The 18937-nt window shown below is 44.3% G+C and carries 20 protein-coding genes; 5 read left to right on the top strand and 15 right to left on the bottom strand.

Annotated features, from left to right (window positions below):
* Positions 1–15 precede the first annotated feature (15 nt).
* Positions 16–306: a 1,2-phenylacetyl-CoA epoxidase subunit PaaB gene (gene paaB / locus NI455_RS09000; RefSeq protein WP_004279183.1), complete on the bottom strand. Its 291-nt coding sequence runs from the start codon at positions 304–306 to the stop codon at positions 16–18.
* A 33-nt stretch (positions 307–339) separates the two neighbouring features.
* The gene (gene paaA / locus NI455_RS08995; RefSeq protein ID WP_004646055.1) at positions 340–1284 is read right to left on the bottom strand and encodes a 1,2-phenylacetyl-CoA epoxidase subunit PaaA; all 945 of its coding nucleotides are present in this window, start codon (positions 1282–1284) and stop codon (positions 340–342) included.
* Positions 1285–1546: 262 nt separating this feature from the next.
* Here paaA and paaZ point away from each other — a divergent pair, with 262 nt between their 5' ends.
* The 3 genes from paaZ (at position 1547) to NI455_RS08980 (ending at position 6413) form a co-directional block, all read left to right on the top strand.
* Positions 1547–3658, top strand: a complete 2112-nt coding sequence (gene paaZ / locus NI455_RS08990; protein WP_253113719.1) for a phenylacetic acid degradation bifunctional protein PaaZ — start codon at positions 1547–1549, stop codon at positions 3656–3658.
* Positions 3659–3852: 194 nt separating this feature from the next.
* On the top strand, positions 3853–5292 hold the full coding sequence (locus NI455_RS08985) for a spinster family MFS transporter (protein WP_253113718.1): 1440 nt from the start codon (positions 3853–3855) through the stop codon (positions 5290–5292).
* Positions 5293–5477: 185 nt separating this feature from the next.
* Positions 5478–6413 carry a tRNA-dihydrouridine synthase gene (locus NI455_RS08980; protein ID WP_253113717.1) on the top strand — a complete coding sequence of 312 codons (936 nt, stop codon included), beginning with the start codon at positions 5478–5480 and terminating at the stop codon, positions 6411–6413.
* Between the two features lie 54 nt (positions 6414–6467).
* Here the strand turns inward: NI455_RS08980 and NI455_RS08975 are convergent, their stop codons facing one another.
* From NI455_RS08975 to rpe, 4 genes are all read right to left on the bottom strand, one after another.
* Positions 6468–7130 carry a nuclease-related domain-containing protein gene (locus NI455_RS08975; RefSeq protein WP_253113714.1) on the bottom strand — a complete coding sequence of 221 codons (663 nt, stop codon included), beginning with the start codon at positions 7128–7130 and terminating at the stop codon, positions 6468–6470.
* Between the two features lie 34 nt (positions 7131–7164).
* Complete coding sequence (locus NI455_RS08970; protein WP_253113712.1) at positions 7165–7647, bottom strand: methylated-DNA--[protein]-cysteine S-methyltransferase; 483 nt, start codon at positions 7645–7647, stop codon at positions 7165–7167.
* 73 nt (positions 7648–7720) lie between these two features.
* Complete coding sequence (locus tag NI455_RS08965; RefSeq protein WP_004279177.1) at positions 7721–8038, bottom strand: DMT family transporter; 318 nt, start codon at positions 8036–8038, stop codon at positions 7721–7723.
* A gap of 635 nt (positions 8039–8673) precedes the next feature.
* Complete coding sequence (rpe, locus tag NI455_RS08960; RefSeq protein ID WP_253113709.1) at positions 8674–9360, bottom strand: ribulose-phosphate 3-epimerase; 687 nt, start codon at positions 9358–9360, stop codon at positions 8674–8676.
* 168 nt (positions 9361–9528) lie between these two features.
* On the opposite strand from rpe, the gene NI455_RS08955 reads away from it, so the two are divergent.
* Entirely contained in the window at positions 9529–9807 is a 279-nt protein-coding gene (locus NI455_RS08955) for a DUF2218 domain-containing protein (protein ID WP_004646049.1), read from the top strand.
* Positions 9808–9851: 44 nt separating this feature from the next.
* On the opposite strand, the gene NI455_RS08950 is transcribed toward NI455_RS08955, so the two are convergent.
* From NI455_RS08950 to NI455_RS08910, 9 genes are all read right to left on the bottom strand, one after another.
* On the bottom strand, positions 9852–10991 hold the full coding sequence (locus NI455_RS08950; RefSeq protein ID WP_253113707.1) for a M48 family metallopeptidase: 1140 nt from the start codon (positions 10989–10991) through the stop codon (positions 9852–9854).
* Between the two features lie 11 nt (positions 10992–11002).
* Entirely contained in the window at positions 11003–12100 is a 1098-nt protein-coding gene (locus tag NI455_RS08945) for a YjgN family protein (protein ID WP_253113705.1), read from the bottom strand.
* 120 nt (positions 12101–12220) lie between these two features.
* A complete protein-coding gene (gene fghA, locus NI455_RS08940; protein ID WP_138743195.1) occupies positions 12221–13057 on the bottom strand; it encodes an S-formylglutathione hydrolase in 837 nt (278 codons plus the stop codon).
* A 43-nt stretch (positions 13058–13100) separates the two neighbouring features.
* Positions 13101–14483 carry a C13 family peptidase gene (locus tag NI455_RS08935; protein ID WP_253113704.1) on the bottom strand — a complete coding sequence of 461 codons (1383 nt, stop codon included), beginning with the start codon at positions 14481–14483 and terminating at the stop codon, positions 13101–13103.
* A gap of 120 nt (positions 14484–14603) precedes the next feature.
* Positions 14604–15425, bottom strand: a complete 822-nt coding sequence (locus tag NI455_RS08930; protein WP_290447027.1) for a class I SAM-dependent methyltransferase — start codon at positions 15423–15425, stop codon at positions 14604–14606.
* On the bottom strand, positions 15419–16243 hold the full coding sequence (locus NI455_RS08925; protein WP_253113703.1) for an undecaprenyl-diphosphate phosphatase: 825 nt from the start codon (positions 16241–16243) through the stop codon (positions 15419–15421). Before NI455_RS08925 ends, NI455_RS08930 begins: the two co-directional genes overlap by 7 nt.
* Before the next feature lie 16 nt (positions 16244–16259).
* On the bottom strand, positions 16260–16925 hold the full coding sequence (tsaB, locus tag NI455_RS08920; RefSeq protein WP_253113701.1) for a tRNA (adenosine(37)-N6)-threonylcarbamoyltransferase complex dimerization subunit type 1 TsaB: 666 nt from the start codon (positions 16923–16925) through the stop codon (positions 16260–16262).
* A gap of 136 nt (positions 16926–17061) precedes the next feature.
* Positions 17062–17589: a gamma carbonic anhydrase family protein gene (locus NI455_RS08915; protein ID WP_253113790.1), complete on the bottom strand. Its 528-nt coding sequence runs from the start codon at positions 17587–17589 to the stop codon at positions 17062–17064.
* A gap of 24 nt (positions 17590–17613) precedes the next feature.
* On the bottom strand, positions 17614–18222 hold the full coding sequence (locus NI455_RS08910) for an NUDIX hydrolase (RefSeq protein ID WP_253113698.1): 609 nt from the start codon (positions 18220–18222) through the stop codon (positions 17614–17616).
* A gap of 123 nt (positions 18223–18345) precedes the next feature.
* On the opposite strand from NI455_RS08910, the gene NI455_RS08905 reads away from it, so the two are divergent.
* Positions 18346–18894, top strand: a complete 549-nt coding sequence (locus NI455_RS08905; RefSeq protein WP_161785319.1) for an NUDIX hydrolase — start codon at positions 18346–18348, stop codon at positions 18892–18894.
* Positions 18895–18937 lie beyond the last annotated feature (43 nt).

Genomic DNA, 18937 nt, shown 5'->3' with positions numbered 1-18937 from the left:
TCTTCACCTTTCCCTTTACATATGCTCGATGCCAGCTGGAATGTTATAAAAGGTTGGATGGCGATAAACCTTGTCCAAAGCGGGTTCAAAAAATTCTGCTTTTTCATCTGGCTGTGAAGAGGTAATCAATTCAGATTTCACCACCCAGATACTGATCCCTTCATTGCGGCGGGTATATACATCGCGGGCATTTTGTAGTGCGACTTCCTCATCCGGTGCACGCAGGCTGCCGACATGACGGTGACTTAGACCCTGTTTACTACGCACAAATACTTCATAAAGTGACCAGTTATTTTTGTTATTCATGAGCAAATTTCCTTATATTGATCAAACTATTTTTTAAGCGACTTTTTGTGCTGCTGACTGTTGCTGCTGTTTTTGAGCATAGACAGCTGCGGAATCACGTACCCACTTGCCGCCTTCCCAAGCTTTGCGGCGTGCTTCAATACGCTCATGGTTACACGGCCCCTTGCCTGCAAGAATCGCAAAAAACTCATCCCAATTGATTTCACCAAATTCGTAATGTCCGGTGGCTTCATTGAATTTGAGGTCTGGATCTGGAACGGTTAAACCCAGCTGCAAAACTTGCGACACGGTGTTATCGACAAATTTCTGACGTAGCTCATCGTTGCTGAATAATTTAATTTTCCACTGCATACTTTGTGCACTGTTCGGTGAATTATCATCACTTGGACCAAACATCATCAGTGCCGGCCACCAGAAACGGTTCACTGCATCCTGTGCCATCTGCTTTTGTTCCGGCGTACCATTGGCCAATTCCATCATGGCTTCAAAGCCCTGACGCTGATGGAAACTTTCTTCTTTACACACACGCACCATAGCGCGGGCATAAGGACCATAAGATGTACGGCACAGCGCAACCTGATTGACAATTGCTGCACCATCTACCAGCCAGCCAATCGCGGCAACATCGGCCCAGCTCAGGGTTGGATAGTTGAAAATTGAAGAATATTTCATGCGACCGGCAATCAGTTTATCCATCATGTCGTCACGATCCGCCCCCAGGGTTTCTGCAGCACTGTACAGATACAACGCATGACCGGCTTCATCCTGAACTTTTGCCATCAGCACGGCTTTTCGTTTTAAGGTCGGTGCACGGGTAATCCAGTTGCCTTCCGGCAACATGCCCACCACTTCAGAGTGTGCGTGCTGACCGATCTGACGAATCAAGGTCTTACGATAAGCATCCGGCATCCAGTCCTTCGGCTCGATGGAAATATCCTTTTCAATCTTTTGATCGAAGATTTGTTGTTGGTTATTCATTGTTCCCTCACTTATCTCAAGTGTTGATACACCCAAATTAAAACGATACGAAATTAAAATCAATATCTATTTATTGGTATCATTTAATTTTTATCCTTTATTTTCACTAAATATTTGTTTTATATAATTTAATATTTTTTATTTTATTGTTATGCAATTTTAAACACAGATTTATGATTGACATTTTCAATTTTTCAACACAAATTATGAAACATCAAAATTAAAATACATCTCAAAACGTATCATAAATGGAGTTTTTACAATGTTAGAGTTAGACAGCAGCTCAAGCACAACGGATTATCAAGATACTGAATCAACTCATAATCCTATTGCCATCAAAAGCTTAAGCTCATTAATCTGCGGTCAGGAATATACAACTCAAGCCGATTTACGTACGGTTTATCATGCCATTAGCTGTGAAGCGGTTTATCAGGTCGGCAGTCAGGGCATCGATACCCAAGCCGTGGTGAAGTATGCCAAACAAAAAGGCGCGACTATTGCCACATGGACCTTCCATCAACGTGCCAATGCACTGAAGCAAGTGGCTCAGTATTTGATGGAACGCAAAGAAGACTTTTATGAGCTTGCCAAAGCAACCGGCTGTACCCGTAAAGATGCCTGGATTGATATTGAAGGCGGGATTGGCACCTTATATGCCTATTCGAGTTTGGTGCGTCGTGAACTGAGTGATGAAACAGCATGGGTCGAAGATGCCTGGATTCCTCTTTCTAAGCAAGGTAGCTTTGGCGCGAAACATATTCTGACGCCTAAAGCCGGTGTCGCCGTGCATATCAATGCCTTTAACTTTCCGATCTGGGGCATGCTGGAAAAAATCGCACCGACACTGCTGGCAGGCGTACCCTGTATTGTCAAACCGGCGACCGAAGGTGCCGAGCTGACTCATGCCGTAGTTAAAGCCATTCATGAAAGCGGTTTCTTGCCAGAAGGTTCACTGCAGCTCATTTGCGGACAGGTCTATGATTTATTTGATCATTTAAATCCTCAAGATACGGTCACTTTTACCGGTTCTGCTTCAACAGGGCAAAAACTGCGTTCGCATCCACACTTAAATGCCTACTCGATTCCATTCACCATGGAAGCAGACTCGGTCAACAGTGCGATTTTGACGGCGCAAGCTAATGATGAAACGATTGATTTATTTGTCCGTGAAGTTTTCCGTGAAATAACCACCAAAGCTGGACAAAAATGTACTGCCATTCGTCGTGCTTTTGTGCCAGCCGAGCTATTGGATACAGTACAAAGTCGTCTGATTGAAAAACTAAAAAAAGTGGTCGTGGGCGATCCGGCTCAGGAAGGCGTGACGATGGGTGCTTTGGCCAGCGTCAAACAGAAACATGATGTCGCTGCAAAAGTTGAACAGCTCAGTCAAAATGCAGAAATCGTATTCGGTAGCCACTTGCGTCAGGACTTTAAGATTCAAGTACAAAATACAGAGAAATCCGCATGTTATCCACCAACCGTATTGGTCTGCAAAGCACCGGATCAGGCAGAAAATATTCATAAGATTGAAGCCTTTGGACCTGTAGTGACTTTAATGCCATATACTGACCTGGCTCAGCTGGCTGACTTGGTGGCACGTGGCGAAGGTAGCCTGGTCGCATCGATTGTACGCAATACCGATGAAAATATTGAACAACTGCTGAGCAAAATTGCACCATGGCATGGACGTGTCCACATTCTGGATGCTGAAAGTGCCAAAGAAAGTACCGGACATGGTTCGCCACTACCTTTGCTAGTTCATGGCGGACCGGGACGTGCTGGTGGCGGTGAGGAACTGGGCGGCTTGCGTGCAGTCAAACATTATATGCAACGTACTGCGATTCAAGGTTCACCTAATGCCATGACCCAAGTCGGCCATAGCTGGACTGCCGGCGCTCAGGTCTTTGAAGACCGAGTCCATCCTTTTAAAAAATCATTTGATGAATTGCGTATCGGCGAACGTTTGCTGACAGCACGACGTAGCGTGACCGAAGCGGATCTGGTGAATTTCGGCTGCCTGAGCGGTGATCACTTCTATGCGCATATGGACAAGATTGCTGCAGCAGAATCCCTGTTTGGTGAACGTGTGGCACATGGCTATTTCGTGGTGTCTGCCGCAGCCGGTTTATTCGTTGATGCCGCCCAGGGCCCAGTCATTGCCAACTATGGCATGGACAACTTGCGCTTTGTAGAACCGGTGAAAATTGGCGATACCATTCAGGTAGAACTGACCTGTAAGCAGAAAACTCCAAAAGCACTGCGCGATCCGGCACAGAAGCCACATGGTGTCGTGGTCTGGGATATTAAAGTAAAAAACCAACGCAATGAACTGGTTGCAACCTACGATATTTTAACGCTGGTTGAGCGTGGCTAAAAATTTAAACTCAAAAAAAGGACTCATTATGATTCCTTTTTTTTGCCTTTAAAAATTATTTGTATCTATTTTTAAAAACAGATTGACGTCTCTCTATTTAGGCTCTAGATTAATTAAATACGATACAATATAAAAATAACAAGCATATTAAAAGTATCAAATAAATATCTCAAACGATCAGCACAGGATGTTGCATGATGAATGATAAATCGCTGAACCTAGAAATGGTTGAAAGGACGATTCAACCAACAAATCAAAATTTTGAGCCTACACCGACAGAAACGGCTGTGCCGCTGTCTGAACAGATTGAACCGCCACCGGAAAGCAGCACCTATCAATGGTATGTGGTGGTCATTTGTATGGTGGCTTACATTCTGTCATTTGTAGACCGTCAAATTTTATCGCTCATGATTGAACCGATTAAAGCCGATTTAATGCTGAGCGATACCCAGTTCAGCCTGTTACAGGGTCTGGCCTTCTCCTTGTTTTATGCCATTATGGGTCTGCCCATCGCAGCATTGGCGGATCGAAAGTCCCGGATTAAAATCATTGCAACCGGGATTGCGTTTTGGAGTCTTGCCACAGCGGCTTGTGGTCTCAGTAAAAACTTTATTCAAATGTTTATTGCACGTTTGAGTGTGGGTGCCGGTGAAGCTGCGCTTTCCCCTGCCTTTTATTCAATCGTTGCCGACTTATTTCCGAAAGATAAATTAGGCCGTGCACTCGGGGTATATGCGATTGGTGCCTTTATTGGTTCGGGTTTAGCTTTCCTGATTGGCGGCTATGTGATTGGCCTGCTAAAAGATGTCAGCTTCGTAGCTTTACCTCTCATTGGTGAAGTGAAAACCTGGCAACTCACCTTTATGATTGTGGGTCTACCGGGCGTATTGCTGGCTCTACTCATGGTGCTGACGGTGCGTGAACCTGCACGTAAGGGCATGAAAGTCGGTCAGGATGGCCAGGTCATTAAAGCCTCTTTCAAAAATTCGATCGGTTTTATCAAGACACATAAAAAGACCTTCTTCTGTCATTTTATTGGCTTTTCTTTTTATACCATGATGTTGTATTCGCTACTGGGCTGGGCACCTGCCTATTACATGCGTAATTTCGGTCTGGATGCGAGTCAAACCGGTTATATCCTCGGTACGATTATTTTGATCGCGAATACTTCAGGTGCCTTGTTCTGTGGCTGGTTGATCGACTTCTTCTCGAAACGTGGCTATAGCGATGCTGCAATTCGTACTGGTGCGATTGGCTGTGCGGCGCTGATTATTCCGAGTGTGCTGTTTACTCAGGTCGATAATATGCAGCTTTCATTTGCGCTGATTTTTGTGGCGATGTTCTTCTCCACTTTCCCGATTCCTGCATCGGCAGCTGCTACGCAAATGCTGACACCAAACCAGCTACGCGCACAGGTATCTGCAAAGTTCCTGCTGGTTTCAAACCTGATTGCCTTAGGTGTCGGAACCACCGCAGTGGCGTTAATCACGGATAAATATTTCCAAAACACATTAATGGTTGGTAACTCAATCTCGATCGTCAATGCGATTGCCGGATTGATTGGCTGCTTCCTGTTGTACAAGGGCTGTCAGTATTATCGTGAGAGTATGAAAGTCGAGAAACTGGCTGACTAAAATGGCTGGATATTGCTAAACCTTCTTAAGCTTCACTTTTAAAGGCCTTTAATCTACATTAAGGGCCTTTTTATATCAGCCCAAAAAGTTCAATTTTCAGGTACTCATCATTCAATTCCCATCCAGCCTAGACAGGCTGCCTAAAAAAACGTATAACACCGTTTTAAATTTACAGGTGTGCACCGTTGAAACTTGTGCTTGCTCCCATGGAAGGCTTAACCGATCCGATTATGCGTGATGTGCTGACATCCGTAGGTAGCTTTGACTGGTGTGTGACCGAGTTTATCCGTGTCACCGATTCCCTTCTGCCCGATCATATTTATCATACTTACTGCCCGGAACTGTTGAATGATGGCAAGACGGCGGCAGGTACACCGGTACATGTCCAATTCTTAGGAAATAATCCGGAGATGCTGGCAGCGAATGCCGCCAAAGTGGCAGCCATGGGTGCACCGGCAATTGACATGAATTTTGGCTGTCCGGCCAAAACTGTGAACCGTCATCGCGGTGGCTCAGTCCTGCTCGATGAACCAGAAGTGGTGCATGAGCTGGTTAAAGCCGTGCGTGATGCCGTCCCTGCGCATATTCCGGTTTCCGCCAAAATGCGTCTGGGTTATATGGACCGCAATTTCATGCTGGAAAATGCCCATGCTATTGAAGATGCCGGAGCTTCCTGGGTCACCGTGCATGCGCGCACCAAAGCCGATGGCTATACTCCGCCCGCATTCTGGGACCAGCTACAACCGATTCGTGAGACACTTAAGATCAATGTGATCGCCAATGGTGAAATCTGGAACAATGCCGATGCCAAACAGTGCCGTCTGGAATCCGGTTGCGAAGATCTGATGATTGGCCGTGGTGCAGTGACTACACCCGACCTGACCCAATGTATCCGTCAAAACTCGGATGCACCTTTGATGAACTGGAATGAACTACTGCAACTACAAATTCGTTTTATCAACGGCCCAGCCAAAACTGAGATCGGGATGGTCGGTCGTTACAAGCAATGGCTCGGCATGATGTCGAAACATTATCCTGAAGCCAAAGCATTATGGGATGAAGTAAAACGGATTAAAGTTCTGGCCGAGATTACCGAAAAACTGAAAGCTTCAAATATTTAAAACCAAAAAGCCTTTGAATGATTCAAAGGCTTTTTTTATGAGTCCGTAAAAAACTTATGACTGCTTATGCTGCTTTAAATTTTCTACGTGTTCCCGATTAGTTTTCCAGGATTTTTCTAAAACTTCTTTTTCTAGCCGCAGTTGTATCCGTTTTAATTTCGTTTCAGAAATCATCTGCTGATCAAAACTTTTCACATAGTCGATCCAGCCTGCACCCCGAAATACATGATTTGGCATCGGTGTTTTAAACACAGCATCCGGCATAAATACAATCACAGAATGCAAAAGGTCCGGTTCCACAATATCTGCCAGTAGCTGCTCCAATACTTTGATGTGCTTATAGTTCTGATGAATCGGATTCTGAAATTTATAACTGTTTTTATAGATTTTCTGGGTCCAGGTTTTTTGTCGCTCGTTTCCAAATATCCAGCCTTTATAGTTTTTGGTCTCAATCACAAAAATGCCATAAGGACTTAATAACAGATGATCGATCTGCGTGGTCGCGCCCATCCCGTCTGGAAGAGTCAAATCATTGAGCAGAATATATTGAGGATCTTTTAAATACAGTTTGACATGGGCAGCAACCGCAAATTCTCCTAATTTCCCTTTTAAAAATGGCTTGAATAATTTAAAAATCATCACGCCAAAGAAAAGCAGAAGAATCCATCCTAAGCTGGACCAGAGTGGACTTAATAGCTGTATCGTAGAATGTTCCATATTCTAATTTTCATTTATTTTAAGTGTTTAAATATTAATGCGTCTGCTCAATATTTAACAGGATTTCTTTTTTATCCAAACCGCCGGCAAATCCTACCAGCTTGCCACTGCGACCAATCACCCGATGACAGGGTGCAATAATCGAAATCGGGTTTTTGCCATTGGCTGCACCCACGGCGCGTACAGCCTTGATATTACCCACCTGTTCAGCAATGTCGCGATAGCTTCGCGTCTGTCCGTAGGGAATATTCAGTAGCACCTGCCAAACCTTTTTCTGAAAATCAGTACCTGCAAAGTCCAAAGGCAGGTCAAAAACATTGCGCTGACCAGCAAAATATTCCTGAAGCTGACGTCTGGTTTCAATCAAAACCGGATGCTGCGGATCTTCAACCAAGGTCGCCAGTTTCACCCGATTCGGCTGTTCACAGTCCCAAAGCACGGCTACCAGCGCGATTTCATTCGCGACCAGTTGTAGCTGACCTACGGGAGAATCCATATAGAGATAACTTAAGTTCATGATGGCGCCCTGTCCCAATCGCTGGAGTTCATTTTCTATATTAACCCAGTTCACCGAGACAAGCAGAAACAAATTATGAAGAGGATACTTTCATCAGCACCAGACCGGAAATGATGAGTACGGCAGCCAGCATACGCAACGCTGTAGCGGGTTCACCCAAAACCCAAATACCGATGAGAAATGAACCCACTGCACCAATCCCGGTCCAGATCGTATAGGCTGTACCTAGCGGCAAAGTACGCATCGCATAAGCCAGTAAAGCAAAACTCAGTACCATGAAGACAATGGTAATAATACTTGGGGTAAGTCTGGTAAATCCTTCAGACAGCTTCATCGAATATGCCCAAACGATTTCAAAAATACCCGCAAGAATAAGTACGATCCAGGCCATGCAGCCTCCTCCTTTTATATAAGAATCAGGCCGTCCTGACGATTTTTCCTGTAAATTCCGATACGTAATTCACAAGGGAGGTCGTTCCTCCTCAATATCTAGATATAGAAATTTTATTAATTCGCGTGCCAACAATGTGGTCAGTGTTACAAAACATGACTTATCGAGATACAACTTAACTTTGCCTTACTCAAATCCTCACGACATTCATGGCTACTCTGGTTATGGTAGATGTTGAAAATGCCAGGTCAGAAATAGTTCTAATAATCGGGCAATTCATCCACAACAATTACATGAGAATGGACTCAGAATATTAAGTTATACACATCAATTAAATTTAAACTTTGTCTGGAGTAATTACATAATGAAACACAAATATGCGAGACATTGATCATTTTTTACTTGGTTGAATTATTAACTCTTGATTAACAAATAACCACTAAACATAAGGGTTATATGTAATAAAAAAGAACCCAATTCGAGTTCTTTTTATACAGATTTTGTCTAAATCGCAATCAATCAGGCTACAAACGATTACATTTTATGCAACATATCCATATGGTTATCAACATAGATATCTACACACTTATCCATAAAGTTATCCACATATTTATGCACTTATGAGTTTTTAACGATTACAATTGAACCTGTCCCACTCTCGCTAATTCCGCACGCATTTCATCAATCACAGCTTTATAATCCGGCTTGCCAAAAATAGCTGAACCCGCCACAAACATATCGGCACCCGCTTCGGCAATTTCACGAATATTGCTTGGCGTAACACCGCCATCAACTTCCAGACGAATATCACGACCTGAAGCATCGATCAGTTTGCGTGCCTGACGCAATTTATCCAAAGTCATTGGAATAAATTTCTGTCCACCAAAGCCCGGGTTCACACTCATGAGCAGAATTTGATCGACTTTATCCAGTATATAATCCAGATAATGCAGTGGCGTTGCTGGGTTAAATACTAGACCCGCTTTGGCGCCACCTGATTTGATCAACTGTAAAGAACGGTCAATATGATCAGACGCTTCCGGATGGAAAGTAATGATATCAGCACCCGCTTCAAGGAAATCTCCGATCATGCGATCTACCGGCTTAACCATCAAATGCACATCAATTGGCGCCTTAATCCCATAATTTTTCAAGGCCTTGCAAACACCCGCACCAAAAGTCAGGTTCGGCACATAATGGTTATCCATGACATCAAAATGGACAACGTCTGCACCTGCTTCCAACACGTTCTCGACTTCTTCACCTAAACGGGCAAAGTCAGCAGATAAAATAGAAGGGGCAATTAAATAAGGCTTGGACATGGGAGAACCTGGCTTGTTGAAATTGGATTTTTCCCATTATATCAAATCCACTCCGGCTACTGTGATTCGATGTTGCAAGATTAAAACGCTGTGTAACGCTTTGAGGCTTATGCCGGCATCACCGCTTGGTTTAAAGTGCAGGATAATGATGAATAGTGTAGAAAACTGATGAAAAGTATTGCCCATATCCAGACGCAACAAGCAGCACGAATTGCCAAACGCCTGGCCAATCACTGGAAACATAAATTTAATATTGATGAAACCGAACAAAATTTCCTGATTCATTTTCCAAATGCTGAAGTGATATTGGCTCCTGAACAGGATCATCTAACCGTAACGATTCAAAGTAATGATGAATCCACTGACCTGAATAAACTTGAAAATGTAGTACTGGATCATCTGATCCGTATGGGACAGGAACATCTGACTGCCGACTGGCAAAGATAGGGACTAAAAAGCCTTGATGATCAAGACATAGCAATGATCAGAAACTAAATACGATGATTCGCTTGTTCATTAAAGGCATGAATACGCTGAATCCTTTTATCCAGTTCGGGATGTGATTCCAGATATTTTTTAAACTTCCCGATCAGGCGAATCCATTTCAGTTCGGTTTCTGTCAGATGCCGGTCTTTTCCATCGATATTGAGAGTGAAATTTTTCATTTTTAAGGTTTGCGATTCCTCTGCCAGTATTCTGGCATTTTCCACCCGCTGCAAAAAATTAGACAAGTGAATACTGGAAATCTGCTGTTGATGCCAATGCTGCATGGCATAGTCATCGGCATCCAGTTCAATCGCCTGCGAATATCCGGCATCGGTCAACACGACTACAGATGCGGTGACCACATCACTTAAATCTCCAGTCACCAAGGCAAACAGTCCCGCCGCCCCCAGATTAGAAATCACTTTCTGCATGCTGTGCTTCTGTACCAGATGGCCTTGTTCGTGGGCCAGTACTGCAAGGACTTCCTCATCGGTGCCGCTGGTTTTCACCAGTTCATCAGTCAGAATAATGGTGTTATTCGGGATGGCTGCTGCATTCATGCTCATGCTTGATCCCCCTTGACGGAAAATAATTTTTGCAGGTTTTCCTACAGCAATCTTTTGTTCATACAAAGTTTTTAATCGCGTCTGCTGTTCTGCCGGGAGTGTACTTGGCTGGGTCTGGGCAATTAACTGCTGCTCTGTCCGGTTGCCTACTTCAATTAAAGTTTGCTCCGGAAGAAGTTTTGCCAGCTGTTTGGCAGTATAAGGAATCCCCCATTTTAAAATAATAATCACTGCACTAATCACGATGATCGTGGAAAAGAAAATCAGGATTGGTGAACGTTCAAACTCCCAGATCGCATGATAAATATCTTTATGTTTAATCCTGAGCCAATGCGGCGCTTTGCTTAAAAACTCAATCCGACGTTCTTCAGGCAGCTCAATAATCGGTTTACGACCACCGACACCCCCAATATAAGCCATGTCCGGATAAGCGAAATAAAAATCTGCATCACTAACTTGTGCTGGAACATCCTCATCAAGTTTCAGGGCAATCCCTTGTTGCTGATCCGGCACAATCCAGGCACGACGGGCTTCAGCGAGAATTCCATCATAAAACTTAACTTCGACAGGTCGTTTCATCACATTTACTCCTATAGCGACGCATCGAAATCAAATACGTCCAGGATTTCATCGGCTAAGGCACTCGGGTCAGGTTGCAAGATATGCTCAAGATTGGTTTCATCTTCAGCCACATATAGTTCTAAGTGTTTTAACTGATATTCATATAAACGGATGGCAACCCAAGGCGTCATTAAGCCCAGACTAAGAACACGCACTATCCAGTTGCTCAGCACAATCCAGCTATAACGCCAGGTAGTTACCCGTGTTTTAAAGTAACTTTGACCAAGCTCCACATGATTCCAGGTAATGAGGTATAAACGTGCAGAAATGACCAGCCAGACCAGCGCCAGACAAAGCAGATAGCTAAGCAGTAAACCCAGACTAAACAAATTGGTTCCAATCCGGTCCACCCAGTACACTACTGCTGCAAGCCAGCCAATACCAACCAGCAGGCAAACACCCAAGGGCAGATAAACGGCAGACATAAACTTGGACCAGTTAATATTCAGCTTGAATTGCAACTGACCAATCGATAAATGATTAAAGCAATAGCGTTTATAGAGCCAGATCATCACCGGACTAAACAGCAGCAAAGTAAAGATATTGAGCAGGATGGCTAGAAATAAGCCCCTATAAGCCTCGCGGTTGCTGCCATTAAAATAAAAACGCACATTGCCATATTTGCTATTTCTAGCCTTGAATTTCAGCGTCATCCGAATGAGCCAGGGCAAACACAGCGCAGCGACCATCAATAAAGAACTGGTGGCAAGGATTGAATAGTTGGTCAGTACAACGGTGACCAGATACAGTTCCAGTGCAAACAGACGACCCAGCAGGATCCGGCTCGGCATGGCCACAAAGTCGAAGCGATGTTTTAAAAATTGGGTATTGCCGTAGAAATAACGCATACGGCGTGCTTTGGCCCAAGGGCTGTACAAGGTCAATGTCACAATGGTCAGCATCAGATTCACCATCCAGATACCAAAATATTCGGATGCACTGCCATGAAATCTGAATCCATATCGCTGATATTTCGGTCTGACCGAAGGCGTGGCTTCAGTCGAAAAACTTGAAGCAGCTGGAAATAATGACTCACTGACACGAATACCGTCTGCTGTCTGCTGCATGACGACCCCAATTTTTTATACTTTTATACATCTGATATTAAAAGAAAAACCCCCAGAATGTAAAAACATTTTGGAGGTTTTTTAATCTTTTTGGCTTTGCTACATATCTGCAGTCCTACTTTAAGGATTTAACTGTACGGCATGGAATTGCAAATGATCATCTACGAAACTTTGAATAAAGTAATAACCATGATCATAGCCCTGATGTTCACGCAAAGTTAGCGGCTGGTTCACGCCATCACAAGCCTGCTGGAACAGGGCTGGATTAAGCTGGTTATAGAACTGGTCTGAAAAACCCTGATCAATCAGGATATCGCCAAACAATGCGCCCTTTTCCTGAACCAAAGCGGTCGCATCATGTTTCAGCCATTCCTCTTTTTCAGTACCCAAATAATTCGAGAATGCCTTGTCTCCCCATGGGCACTGACTCGGCGCACAAATTGGTGCAAAGGCTGAAACAGATTTAAATTTTTCTGGATATTTAAATGCCAGAGTCAATGCGCCATGACCACCCATAGAGTGGCCGAAGATGCCGATCTTGCCGGGATGGATTACGAACTCCTCAGTAACCAGTGCATAGAGTTCATCGACAATAAAGCTTTCCATCTGATAATGTTCAACCCAAGGCGCCTGGGTAGCATTGATATAAAAACCTGCACCCTGACCGATATCCCAGTTGTCGCCTTCTGCCACGCCTTCACCACGTGGTGAGGTATCAGGTGTAATCAAAATCAAGCCAAGCTGTGCCGCCAAACGTTGTGCATGCGCCTTGATGGCAAAGGTTTCTTCGGTACAGGTCAAACCAGCCAGATAGAATAATGCAGGACAGCTGTGACCTTCTAAAGCTTGAGGCGGCAGAAAAATGCCAAACTTGGTCGGGGTTTTAAGATAGCGCGAATCAAAACGATAAATCCGCTGTTCACCTTCAAAGCTTCTATTGTTCTGTATAAGTTCCATGGCTATTCCTTATTATTACAACCGGTCTGTGGATGACATTGATCTAGGGAGATGATGTCGCCGTAGTGGTCTGTGGAAATAAACGTTGCTCCAGTTGCGGCAACATCAATTCCATATTCTTACCAATCACCCATTGCGGTTCTGATGGCTCAAAACCTTGAGCTGATTCCCATTTTGCTACGGTATCTGTGGCCTGTGCGAAAGCGCTTTGCAAGCTGCTATTTTCACGCATGGCTTCATCAAAGAACGCACGACCAAAATAGGTATAATCCGCTTCATTCGAACAGCCAAAAGACTGCCGATCAGCTGCCGAAGCCGTAATCACCAAGGTATTGTCATTCTGTAAAGCAGAAGCAAAACTGCCTGAAAAACAGGCCGAGATTACGATCACGCGCCAACGTATGCCTGATGCATCTAGTGTTTCACGCAACCATTTTGGATCAACCTGCGCCAGATCCAGTGGGGCATTTTCCATTTCAAATACATTCGGCAAACCGTGAGAGGTCATATATAAAAATAATACGTCACTTTCACGGTTCATCTGCTGCCCCATACGGCGCAATGTCAGCTCCATACTGGTTTTGGAAGCAATCGGCATAGTGGTACGTGTCGCTGGGTGATTGACCAAGGCAATCGATCGGCCAAAAGTACCAAAACGGGTATCAAACTGCTCTTTAATCCGCTCAACTTCAGAATAGAATACATCCTGATAGCTCGCTCCGGCTACCCCCATGAAATACCAGTGTGACTGTGCAAATTCACCATACTCGATATTTTCCAGCGCTTTATTCAGCAAAGTTGGCTGGGCATAGAAAGCATCTTCGGCAAAACTCGGTGGAATTTCTTCGACTTTCCAGATCGGCTGATCTTTGACTGAAATCTGCCAAACTACTAGCGTAAACAAAGTCGCCAGCATAATCAGCGCACGTTCCCACCACGGCCATTTTAATTCACGTGAAATCACCCAGACCACTGCCAGACTTTGCCAGACAAACAGCATGACAAAGAGCGTTGGAATATAGTCGTAAAGGATATGAGGCAGATAATCCAGATCACCCAGATACTGAATCAGACACTGGAACAGCATGATATGGGTATCTAACACCAACCATAACAAGGCTGGCACCAGCATCAAGCGTGGATTATTGACCCGTTGCGAAAGAAAAATACCGACAATCAGGGCAATGAAAGGCCAAAGCGCATAACTAATCAAACCTTGAGAGTTAAAATCTCCCATACGGCCTGAACTGAGCCAGCTAAACAAACTGTTGGCGCAGCCACCCAAGATCCCCCAGAACACCAATTGCATGATGGATGGACGGACCAGTTGTAAAGAACGCCTCGACCCCAGAAATAACCACATCCCGGCAATTTGGTTGCTCTTAAAATCGTGCCAAAAATTAATGGAGGGTTTAAAGTCGATCATAGGATTTCAAGGAGATGAGTGGCTCGCTAATGTGCTGAATAAGTTTATGCTTGATAAGTATTTAATCAATGCTAATTTTAAATATATAACAAATCTTTGCTTAATAAAGAAGCCATTATCCTATTCAGCTACAAGTTCATGCTGAAAATACGCATCAAAGCGACAAGCATCGCCTTGCCATTGATGATTTGGCTCTTTTCCAGCCAGAAATACCGCCAGACGCGGACGTTTGACCACGACACGCTTGCCAATTTTCTGTGCCAGTTCTAAAAGGTTATCGCCCAGATCCATTTCACCATCTTCAGGCAATAACATATGCAACAGCTGCATCTGTTTTTTGACCTGTGCCTGCTTTTTGACTGCCTGCTGATTTTGATCCCGCTGTGGGAACATTGGATCAAGATAAACTACATCGACAACTTTATGCTGCTGGGCCTGTTGCTGCAGATAATCGGCTGAATCAGAAAAAACCAAATGAATCTGTGATACGACCTGACTCAGGAATGCATCCGACTGGGCACGTATATGGCTATCTTCAAGCAAGGTGAATAGAACCGGATGCCGTTCAACCAAGGTCACTTGCGCACCTAAATGTGCCATCAACAGACTGTCATGTCCCAGACCCGCAGTCGCATCAACCAAGCTTGGTTTTTCACTTAAATTACAGGCGCGTGCAATCATTTCCGATTTCAAAGATGCGCGTTTTAAGCGTCCGGTTTCCGCTTGCCAGTCCGGTTGCATCTTCATGCCGTTGGCACATAACCAGAGTCCGTCAGCATCGGCACAAAGGGCCAGTTCAGGATTTAAACGGAAAAAACGTGCATTGAGTTTTTCAACAATTTCAATCTCGACCTGTACCCCACGAGAAGAAAGCACAGCCTCGAAGTGCTGTGCTTTCTCTTGATAGTCAGATTCGGTATATAAGCGAATCGCGCTTACCATAGTTTCCAACCCGTATAGGCAAATAATAAAATCAGCAGACCCGAAGCAATACGATACCAGGCAAAGATCATAAAGTCGCGTTTAGCCACATAAGCGACCAGCGCACGGATTAATATCAATGCCGAGATAAAGGAAACCAGAAGCCCAACTCCGATCACGGTCCAGTCTTCAGTCGTATTTAAGACATCATAGCTTTGATAAAGGTCCAGCAGGCCAGCGCCGATAATGACCGGAATACCCAAGAAAAATGAAAATTCAGTCGCTGCCTTACGGGACACACCGAGGAACATCGCACCGATAATGGTTGCGCCTGAACGGGAAGTACCCGGTATCAAGGATAGAACCTGAATTAGGCCAATCCAGATCGCATCTCTAATGCTGAGTTCTTCAACTTCATGCACACGGACTTGTGGTGGATTCTTTTCAATCCAGATAATGATCAGACCACCGACAATTAAACCAATGGCAATCGCAATATCATTAAACAGTAATTGTTTGACGGTTTGTCCCAGCGTCATACCAATCAATATAATCGGAATAGAAGCCAGAATCAGGCCAATGCCTAAACGGCGACCTTGCGGTTCACCGCTGACAATCCCGGTCGCTGCACCCCAAAGACGTGCCCAATATTCATAAATAACGGCAGCAATTGCCCCCATCTGGATCGCGATGACGAATACATCACTCTTTTCCTTGGTCCAGAAATTCATTAATTCTGATGCCAAAATCAAATGGCCGGTACTGGAAATAGGCAAAAACTCGGTAATGCCTTCGATAATACCCATGATGGCCGCTTTGAGTAGCAGTAAAAGATCCATGCTTTATCCTAATTAATTATGCTTTGCCTTGTTCTGGAATTTTTTTCCACGCGTTATCGCGTAAATATACGGGTAATGCCAATTCTGCACTCACCCAGTTTTCTACTTGTGCCGCTGCACGTGCAATGCTGGCGATATCCTGTGCGGTCGCATGCACATCTTTATAAATTGAAGTTTCGCTTTGTACCAGTTCAGCACCTGAGCCAACCGGGGTAAAGCGCACAGCTTGGCTACCTGCTGCATAACTTAACAGTTGCTCATCATCGACCGGTTGCATAATCCCCTTCGCATCCAGTTGATAGCTTGCGATATAAACTTCGCTCATGCGGGCATCCAATACCGCAGACACTTGAGTCAACCCGTGCAAGCGGTAGGCTGCTTGTGCCAAAGCCTGCAAAGTCGAAACCGGAATTACCGGCACATCATTTGACCAAGCCAAGGCCTGAGCCACAGCAGCATTAATACGCACACCGCTAAAAGAACCTGGACCACGACTAAAGGCAATCGCGGTCAAATCAGCAATAGCCAGTCCAAGATCTTGCAAACCTTGTTCAATCATCGGGAGAATCGTTTGCGTTTGTGCCTTGGCGCGCGCATCAAGCTGAAAAAATAGTTCTTGAGTATCATTGATTACAGAAACGGAACACTGCTCATTGGCAGTCTCCAATGCCAGCACTTTCATGCACAACCTTAATTCAGAGAATATAAAAAACGCGGATATGATACTCCACTCATATCCGCTACGCGAGATTTTCCCGAAACAGATACAAAAATGCCTAGAAAATCTAGGCTTATGATTCACTCAATAAAAGAGTACCTTAGAGTTGCACTTCTTCCAAATCCTGAAATTTATGAAAATGCTCGGCATAATGCATGGCGCTCATTGTTAATTTTTGAATACTGTCTTCATCCAGCGTTTTTACCACTTTACCGGGTGAACCCATCACCACTGAATTGTCTGGAATCACCTTACCTTCAGGAATCAAGGCATTGGCACCAATAATACAATTCTTGCCAATCACGGCATGGTTCAGAATGACTGCCTGAATCCCGATCAGACTGTTATCTCCAATGGTACAACCATGCAGCATGGCCTGATGCCCAATTGTCACATAATTGCCAATACTCATCTCAATGCCTGCATCCGTATGCAACACTGCATTTTCCTGCACATTACTAAAGTCACCCAATTTAATTTTACTGTTATCTGCACGTACTACAGCCCCAAACCAGACACTGACTTGTCGTCCAAGTTCAACTTGCCCAATCACGGTTGCCGTTGGTGCCACCCAGCCATCCCAGGGCTGATGTATAGCGGTAGGTATATGTCCCTGAAATTTGTACAACATTGATAAAATCCTGTTCAATGGTTAAAAAAATTTGGAGCGTTTAAACGTTGGAGAATTAAGCAAGAATGGCCAGTCTTTTTTATAATCCAGCCCATATTGAAATAAAGAAATCAGCATACGCGCGGTCAAGCCCCAAACCACTTCATTTTCTACCCGCATACTCGGAAAATATAAAGATTGCTGGGCAAAGCGAACTTCATAAGGCATGGGCGTCACTTCAAGCAAATGCTGCAATGAGGCAAAGAAAATCCGGTCGATTTCCGTCGGTTGTGGAATCAGCTTCACTTGTGGAGGAATCAATCCCACAATCGGTTTGACCAACATGCCATTACGAGCTTTTTGCATGGGTAAATCACCCATTAAATGTACATCAAAAGGATTGAGTGCCGTTTCCTCATAGGCTTCTCTTAGAGCCACCACAATATTACTGGTATCTTGCGGATCGCGCTTGCCACCTGGAAATGAGACTTCTCCGGCATGATTATTCAAATAAGCTGAACGGCGCGTCAGCAATACTTTCGGGTCAGCTTCATCTGTAATTGCAATCAACACGGCAGCGTGCGCAGATCGGATACGCTTGGAAAAACGTAAGCGTTGCTGCAACCTTTGTGTCAATTCACATGCATCCATTCTCTCAACCCTAACCATGATCATAATTTCATCATAGCTGATTTTAGTCTGGGCGGGAGAGAAATGATGCCAAATTTTGCTTTTTCAGTTATCCTGAGCATACTTTTGTCATTGATGATGAATATGAACTTCTGTGTGAATTGTGGACATAAAACCACTGCTAAAATTCCTTTAGGCGATCAGCAAATTCGCAGCGTATGTGATTCATGCGGCTCTATTCATTACATTAATCCGAAAGTGATTTGTGGCGCTTTGGTCTTATTCGAAAACAAAGTACTGCTCTGCCGTCGTGCCATTGAACCACGCTACGGCTTATGGACTTTACCTGCCGGCTATATGGAACTGTTTGAAACCATGGAGCAAGGGGCTGCCCGGGAAACCCGCGAAGAAGCCGAAGCTGAAGTAGACATTGAACAGCTTTACTGTATGTATAACATTCCGCGTATTGGTCAAATTTATGTGTTGTTTAAAGCCAATCTGATTGATGGAAAATTTGGTGCGGGTGAAGAAACCATCGAAACGCGTTTATTTGATGAAGCAGATATCCCCTGGACTGAACTAGCCTTCCCGAGTGTAGAACATACCCTCAGACATTATTTTGAAGACCGTAAAAATAATATTTTTCCAATGCATCTGGAAACCTTAGGCACGCGTCTAGACCATACCGGTTAAATCTAATAGGCATAAAAAAATCCCATACTAAGATGGGATTTTT

Source organism: Acinetobacter lwoffii, from assembly GCF_024129435.1.
GTDB lineage: Bacteria > Pseudomonadota > Gammaproteobacteria > Pseudomonadales > Moraxellaceae > Acinetobacter > Acinetobacter lwoffii_F.
Note: the sequence above shows the minus strand (reverse complement) of the source record. Positions and strands in the feature narration are given on the sequence as shown.